General features: G+C 35.8%; 9 protein-coding genes and 3 pseudogenes. 3 read left to right on the top strand and 9 right to left on the bottom strand.

Annotated elements, in window-relative coordinates:
• Window positions 1-166, top strand: a 166-nt coding sequence (locus tag BAU27_RS24435) for a zinc ribbon domain-containing protein (RefSeq protein WP_139254685.1), incomplete at its 5' end; no start/stop codon positions are given.
• Window positions 167-514: 348 nt separating this feature from the next.
• Here BAU27_RS24435 and BAU27_RS24440 read toward each other — a convergent pair.
• From BAU27_RS24440 to BAU27_RS24470, 6 genes and pseudogenes are all read right to left on the bottom strand, one after another.
• Window positions 515-793, bottom strand: coding sequence for a hypothetical protein (locus tag BAU27_RS24440; protein WP_071772241.1), 279 nt, complete (start codon window positions 791-793; stop codon window positions 515-517).
• A gap of 843 nt (window positions 794-1,636) precedes the next feature.
• A complete protein-coding gene (locus tag BAU27_RS24445; RefSeq protein WP_071772242.1) occupies window positions 1,637-2,008 on the bottom strand; it encodes an ArpU family phage packaging/lysis transcriptional regulator in 372 nt (123 codons plus the stop codon).
• Window positions 2,009-2,145: 137 nt separating this feature from the next.
• Window positions 2,146-2,529, bottom strand: a pseudogene (locus BAU27_RS24450) (Holliday junction resolvase RecU); the annotation flags it as partial.
• 340 nt (window positions 2,530-2,869) lie between these two features.
• Window positions 2,870-3,118: pseudogene (locus tag BAU27_RS24460) on the bottom strand (Holliday junction resolvase RecU); the annotation flags it as partial.
• Window positions 3,119-3,120: 2 nt separating this feature from the next.
• The gene (locus tag BAU27_RS32450; protein ID WP_002187114.1) at window positions 3,121-3,297 is read right to left on the bottom strand and encodes a hypothetical protein; all 177 of its coding nucleotides are present in this window, start codon (window positions 3,295-3,297) and stop codon (window positions 3,121-3,123) included.
• A gap of 38 nt (window positions 3,298-3,335) precedes the next feature.
• On the bottom strand, window positions 3,336-3,596 hold the full coding sequence (locus BAU27_RS24470; protein ID WP_071745174.1) for a PadR family transcriptional regulator: 261 nt from the start codon (window positions 3,594-3,596) through the stop codon (window positions 3,336-3,338).
• A gap of 381 nt (window positions 3,597-3,977) precedes the next feature.
• Between BAU27_RS24470 and BAU27_RS24475 the strand changes: the two genes are divergently transcribed.
• Window positions 3,978-4,337, top strand: coding sequence for a cell division protein DivIVC (locus BAU27_RS24475; protein WP_071772244.1), 360 nt, complete (start codon window positions 3,978-3,980; stop codon window positions 4,335-4,337).
• A 1,240-nt stretch (window positions 4,338-5,577) separates the two neighbouring features.
• Window positions 5,578-5,793 carry a spore germination protein gene (locus BAU27_RS24485; RefSeq protein ID WP_071772245.1) on the top strand — a complete coding sequence of 72 codons (216 nt, stop codon included), beginning with the start codon at window positions 5,578-5,580 and terminating at the stop codon, window positions 5,791-5,793.
• Between the two features lie 394 nt (window positions 5,794-6,187).
• Here BAU27_RS24485 and BAU27_RS32455 read toward each other — a convergent pair whose 3' ends face one another.
• From BAU27_RS32455 to BAU27_RS33010, 3 genes and pseudogenes are all read right to left on the bottom strand, one after another.
• Complete coding sequence (locus tag BAU27_RS32455) at window positions 6,188-6,355, bottom strand: hypothetical protein (protein WP_175546558.1); 168 nt, start codon at window positions 6,353-6,355, stop codon at window positions 6,188-6,190.
• A gap of 67 nt (window positions 6,356-6,422) precedes the next feature.
• A complete protein-coding gene (gene fbpA, locus BAU27_RS24490; protein WP_071772246.1) occupies window positions 6,423-6,554 on the bottom strand; it encodes a Fur-regulated basic protein FbpA in 132 nt (43 codons plus the stop codon).
• A gap of 255 nt (window positions 6,555-6,809) precedes the next feature.
• Window positions 6,810-6,924 (bottom strand): annotated as a pseudogene (locus BAU27_RS33010) (peptidoglycan recognition protein family protein); the annotation flags it as partial.

Here is a 6,924-nt window from a genome sequence, read left to right on the forward strand (position 1 = left end):
ATGTTCTTGTTGTGGATATCAAAACAAAGACGTTAAAAATCTAAACCTACGTAAATGGGACTGCCCTTCTTGCCTTACACACCATGATAGGGATATTAACGCAAGTATCAATCTAAAAAATGAAGCGATAAGGCTTCTAACCGCAAGGACTGTGGAGATAGCCTAATAAATTAGAGTTCGATAGAACTCTTTACTTAGGAATCCCCCTCTTCTAAACGAAGTGAAAGTGGGGGTAGTTCAAACAAAATAAAAGAGCACCCATAATCGATAGGTGCTCAAATATATGAAGTGGGGCAACCCCATACTCCAATATATGCTTGTCCTTATTAAAAGGTGCAAAATAAAAAGAGTACCCGTCATTAGGTACCCTTCAACAAATAAGTATGGCGCCCCAAGTTTCACCTCATATGATAACTCGTCCCACGAATTCATCATATGCTTGTCTTATTAGAATGTTCACTGATTTAATGTGTAATTTATATATAACAAAGAAAAAAGCACCCATTTTGGATGCTTAATGTATACTAATATTAATATTGAATAGCTCTATTGATAGACTTTCTAGAACAATGAATATACTAGCTGAAGCTGATCTATATCCAATATTATTTCCTGTAACATTAATAGTAATCTCCGCTAAATGGGTTTGCACATCATCTTTTTCAAAAATTTTATCTTCAACCTTTTCAATTATTGCTACATTATCTACTTCTTTAAAAGTTTTCAGCAATTTTGTTTCTAATAAAGTAAAATCAAAATTTTCATTTTTAACTACATCAAATTTAATCTTCATTTTTCTTTCCCCATTTTTAACCAGTTAATATATTGACATTAGTATAATTATATATACTTTTATTACATAATTCAAAAGTTATGTTTTATAAAACTCCCCATAGTTCACATATTTAATAGAGAGAAATAAAAAAACAAATGGCAAAAGTTCCTCTTCAAAGGTCAAGATAACTCTCAACCTTCTCCAAGTCACCGCAACACTATATATTAGCTACACGCTTCACATTTGGTTAGTTCGGTGACTGGGAGAAGACTAAGAATCTTCTCGTTTATACTCCGTAGAGTCGGCTCAATACTTCGGCTACTTAATGTCATTTTCACCTTTGCAGACCAATATCGAATTATAAAGGATTAATATCAAGACGTATATATTTCTTCCGACGCCTTGTCTGAACCAATACACTAGAGGGACGGAAGGGGAATGTTTCCGCTGTATTGGCTCAAACAAAGAGCGAAAGCTCTCTGCTCTCATTTTGGTCATTAATAAGAATCGTGAGTAATTACTAATGAACGAGATTACGCATACATTTTTAGAATTTTAGAACGCAAGTGTCACTCAATCATGAGCAACCACCCCCATTCCATTTTCAAGAAACGACATATCAGAGAAATAGACTTATATTTATTATCAACCCAGAGGACGCATTCCGAGCTGAATGATAAATATAAATAATTTCGGGAAGCTCTTATTCCCTCTAGCCTCCGCGTCACCGAGTAACGTTATTATAATGGGAACGCTATCCCCAAAACGTATTCTCTTTTCAAAGAACTGTTTATGGAAATAGCTTATAATTTTCACGTTTTTATTTAGTCCCCCAAAAAGTTCGCATTTTGTTCGCGGTTTTTAGATTATCCCTAATGCTGTAGCAATCAATTTAACCGCACTCTGCTTCTTCTCATAGAAATATGTCTTCTTGAGTAGTAGATCATGATAAACGTCTGAATCCTTTACTCTCTCGTTTGTCAGAAACTCACGCTCAACGATTTTACGCTCGTCTTCATCTAATAGGTTGTTAAGCGCCTTCTCTACCTGCTGCACCTTCCATTTACTTGTATTCCTTGAATCACGTAACCCAGGGAATAAACTGATTCCTTCCTGCTCCACTTCATTACTGAATCGCATCTTGAGTGCTCTGTATTCCTTTAATACGCTCACTACTTCCTTTTGTACTTTCTTATCATCGATAGCTGGTAATAAAGTTAATTGTCTCTCCATGAAGGAATCCCCCTATTTCTGAATTTGTAATTTTAACATTACATAAGGTACGTGAAATTTTAATATCTCATTGTTGAATAAGGGAACGACGGTTAGTAAGTAGCCCCACCATCTACTCGCCATCGTTCCGCTATCCATTAAGCCTTTAATAATTTACGTTTCTTGTTGTTCATTTTCTCTTTCGCTGCTTCAATGTCATTCGCTACCTTTTTATGGTCCTGATCAAATTGAATCATGCTATCTATTACCGGTGTGAATCCTTGCTCATCAATGTATTGTAAGTAATCAACTGGCGCTCTTTCTGTCTGATCTACCAGGTACCCGTAAATATCAAAGTCTGCTCTTGGTATAGACTTCTTAGCCTTCGGTTGATGAGACATCCTTACATAAAATTGAATGACTGTTAGTGGTACCAAGAAGACTGACTTATCCTTGCTGAATTCAATAAGAAAGAAGCAAACCGCTCCGATCCTCTCTGCTTTTTCCAAGTAATCTAATTGGTGCTGCGCAATGTTTTTTAACGAATTTACCGAAAGAATTCTCCTTCCTCAAGCGTGTGAAGGGAGATAGCCCAACGGTAGGTGGGAGATGAATTCCGGTTTGGCATAGCCAAAAACTTTTGATAAACTAGCTATATGAAGTTCTTTGATAACTTGATATATGAGGTTGCAGGAAGAAAATAGAGTGCGAAAACCAAGCCATTCGGTTCCTGTATAAAATATCAACCGTACCAAAAGAGCATCCAAACGTTGGACATCTAGGGGTGGAACACCCCGAAGTAACGCTCAGGGAGATGAAAGGTTACTTTCGTCGTGGAACTGAGAAGCTCCCACTTCAAGCTTAGCTAAGTGGCGAGTAGTTCACATCAAATCTATTTATCTCATTTGTAGACTTCGCCTCAAACGCTATAGCTCGTCCTTTATACACGCCGTCATAGTCTACTGTACTTTTAGATTCGTAATAACCATCTTTCACACGGCCATAGACCATCTTTAATACCTTTACAGGAGTCTGACGCTTGTTTATAAGCGCCACTCCCGCTCTTTGATACATTTCATTCGATAGATTGATAAGCTTTTCAAAAGCCATTCCACGGTTACCTTGTCCCATTTTTATTCCTCCATTTCTTTCTTGCAGCCTTCAAGAAAATCAATAACTTCCTGAACATGCTCCCTTGTTGTCATACTTTCCATTACGTATCCTGCATCGTTATAAACATTAACCTTATTTCCTGTAAACTCCATTCCGCACATTCCGTCTGCACCTAATAGCTTTACTTTATCTTCCACTCTGCCAACCTCGCTTTCTATTAAAATGATTATTTTGTTTAGTTTTCTTTCCAACTCTCACCCTTACGAAAATGAATATTCCATGCTTGTTGTCGTGTAAAACCTATATCTTGCAGCCCTTTTATATTTTGGGGCTCTTCAAATGTGCAAGGAACACTTATTTCTCTACTAAAATCAAAACCAGATTCAACTGTTTCATCAGAAGAAATATCGATTTCTTGAATACCACCCTGTATTTCCACACTTTCTCCTTCAGCTGTTTGTATAAAGTATTTAACACCTTCTAAATTCAGGCCCATATCCATTCCCCTTTTCTACAAAATGAAATTTTTATAATCCTAATTAGATAAAAACAACATAAATTTTAATGAGACTGGATATTTATTAGCGGTTAGGAGCGCCTTGGTCAAGCGTTCCTTTTTTGTGTGTACAAAATAGCGTTTTTGTTAAAATTTCACTTCAATATACTTCATTTATGATATATAATGATAATTGAAAACCAAAACTTTCATTTTAGAAAAGTCCTTACGTTTATGTGAGGGCTTTTTTACATTCAAATAAGGATGTTATTTAAATTTTACAAAACCTATCTTTACCAAAATAGATTCAGAATTACCCATTTAGCATAATATAATCCTTTTAAACATTTTAAATTTATAATTAGTAATGGAGGCATTAAAATGGGAAGCATCCCAAAATTACCATCACAACAATCATCCCTAAAAAACCAAATTAATTCTAACAATCACCAACGAACGAATAAAAAACTAAGACGTCGTCTTTTACTAGCGCTAGCTTTTATGCTACCTATTGTTATTTCCGCCCAAATCTCCCTTTATAAGCAGGAGCAAATGATTAAGAAAAAACAAATTATACTTAATAATGAAAAACAAAAATTATCTTATTTAAAGAACGTTGGACACTATCTTGAAAATGATATTAAAACTTTAACAGAGAGTGAAGAAGGTATTTTACAGTTCGGAAGAAAGTTGTATGGGTTTTCCAAGGCTGATGAAACTATATTTCTAATAGCTAAATAGCTTTTCGATATATAAGCAATTATCATTAATCAATGAGCAATTTAATGATAATCGCTTATTATCAACATCCCATTAAATAACTATTTTGTTAATATTTTAAATATCCAATTTCCTTTTTCGAATAATCTTTTTTATATCGCACATACTATCTCTAAGCCGATCTTTCCCCGGCTGCACTCTTTCAAAACGGAAAGCGCTCCTCCGTGCCGTGCAAGAACATGGCGGGCAACTTAATCAGTTGCCTGCTGTTTTTGTGTATAATCGTAAAAATTCTTGTGCAGTTGCGATAGGTAAGACTTTGAAGTTATCTCCATCTTCTCCCCCGCTTAACACTGTACGTGCGACTTTCATCGCATACAGCGCCCCATCTTATTCTGCTATACTAAAGCAACTAGATTACAAACAATGTTGTACTCACCAACGTATTAATTCCCCTTTCTTACGAAAAGTCCCATCATCTTACTCGATCCTATGAGTTACATCTAGTTAATTTAGTTTTCAAAGAACAAGACTAGAGACTATCCCTCCACATTCGTTACATGTTTCGTCGGTACTGTGTCCCCACCTTCACAAGAATGAAGCAATTTCGGTTCGTTAGAACCTTATATGCATCTGTCCGCTAGTAGGCGTTGGTGACAGTTTCTTGCTTACCACGTTCCGATTGACCTAGCTATACATATATCCTTAGGTGCTTGCTGTAAGCCTGTTATCTTTACATCATCATCGTTAGATGTTCCGAATTTCATATCCTTTAATCTTACTTTTCGGTAGATAACATCGTCATTGACGACATACATATTTCTTATGTATTAATAATTTAGACCCGTATATTCGCAAGTTCGCCAGTCCGTTATTTTAGACATTCTCACCATAGATGTTTTGTAGCATCCCGACCTATCCATTACCATATGATTTCTCACTTAGGTTTTGTTCAGCCGACTTCACCTAGCTTCATACAATTTGTGACTACTATCACTCCTTGCATGTAGGAATATTAGATAAGTAGTTTCAGCTCAACCTGACGGCTTTCATTCCTACTTTCAGTCAATCAGTTGTTGTTATCAAATTGATGACCCTCCCATTTCGTGTTTACACACTTATAAGGAAACGTGTCGCGCAAAGGATTATTTTGTTAGGTTTTCTAACAACCTTCATTTTAAAATTTTCAGATCCAGATGCACATCTAGACTCATAAACCATATGCTAATTTAAATAATTTCTAAGAAAGCAGGTGAAAACTATGCCATCTGTTGTTGGAAATCTGGTTGTACAAAATAGTAACGGTTCTTTCAACTTAGGTGATTTTTATAACGTGTCTCCAAAGGAAAATACAAAAGCTTATAATGGTTCAGGTTCATCAAGCGTTGCTTTTGTTGTCAATACATTTAGCGGTGTTAGTGCAACAAACACATTCGATTCTGATGTTGCAGACCAAAACCAAGTTGGGACAGTCTAGAATTGTTCATTTCCCTCTACCTCCCTGGATAAAACTCAATATTCCGTCAATAATGTTGGTAGGCTGTTAGCCAGAATTCATTTAAAGTAGTTTTCTCTGTATCTCCTTGTAGGGAGCAGTTAGCTTTTGCTAGCTGCTCTTATTTTCTGTAATTGGTTACATTTACCTGATGTTTTTAACGTAATATTACGTTACGATATAAAAGAATAAAATATATTGAGCTGTTATACCATTACCCTAGGAAACTAGGGGTTTTTTTTCTACAAAATGAAATTTTTGTTTAGTTTTCTAATTCGACCACAACAGATGGAGTATCATTCGACCAAACTGTTTCTTTCTCCATGTAAATTTCCTCTAACGTTTTATAAAAAGGGAATCCAATACATTCCGCTCCTTATAAATAACTCTTCAATAGTTGTTTACGATTCTTCAATTCTTCCAAAGTTTGTTTTGTCTTCCTCTTCTCGCTATCTAATCCGACCAAATGGTACTGTAGTTTATGAATCTCACTCTCTACCGTTTTAATTTCGCTTTGCACCTGCACCGCGGTTTCTTTTCTCATTACTTACCTCCTTTAGTTCCTGCTAATAATTGCGTTACTTCATAAACACTGTTCTCCATTGCTCGCATTACTCCTCATCTCCTTTTAGTAATTCGAATAACTCCTGCTCACTCATTTCATAAAGCTGACGTCCTGTATCTTCTTCCTTGTAAATCCCTTTGTGTAATAAGACGTCGATGAAAATTTGCTTCCTGTCCATGTTTCCTCCTAGCTTGTCTGTTTCGCTCTTTTTCTTTGGTGACTTGAATACGTGTTTTCTAATATTTTTATAAAGAATAGCCTCAGCGTTTATGAAGTCTTTAAACAAACTAATCACTGAACCACTTCTTTCATTCTCGAATCGAGACACGAAAACAACTTAGTTTGTAGGAAAAAACTGTTATTTTTCATTTCCGGTCATGCCCCGATTCCAAAATAAAGAGCCGCTCAAACGAGCGACTCTAAGCCTTTATTCTTATCTAACATCAAAATGTTCTTCTTTCACCCATGCGTTTGGTCCAATATCAATCCAACCATCTTTGCGAGAGTAAATGTCATACGGAAGAGAACCATCCATTCTGCCTAAGTAG

The organism is Bacillus sp. NH11B (genome assembly GCF_001884205.1).
GTDB lineage: Bacteria > Bacillota > Bacilli > Bacillales > Bacillaceae_G > Bacillus_A > Bacillus_A proteolyticus.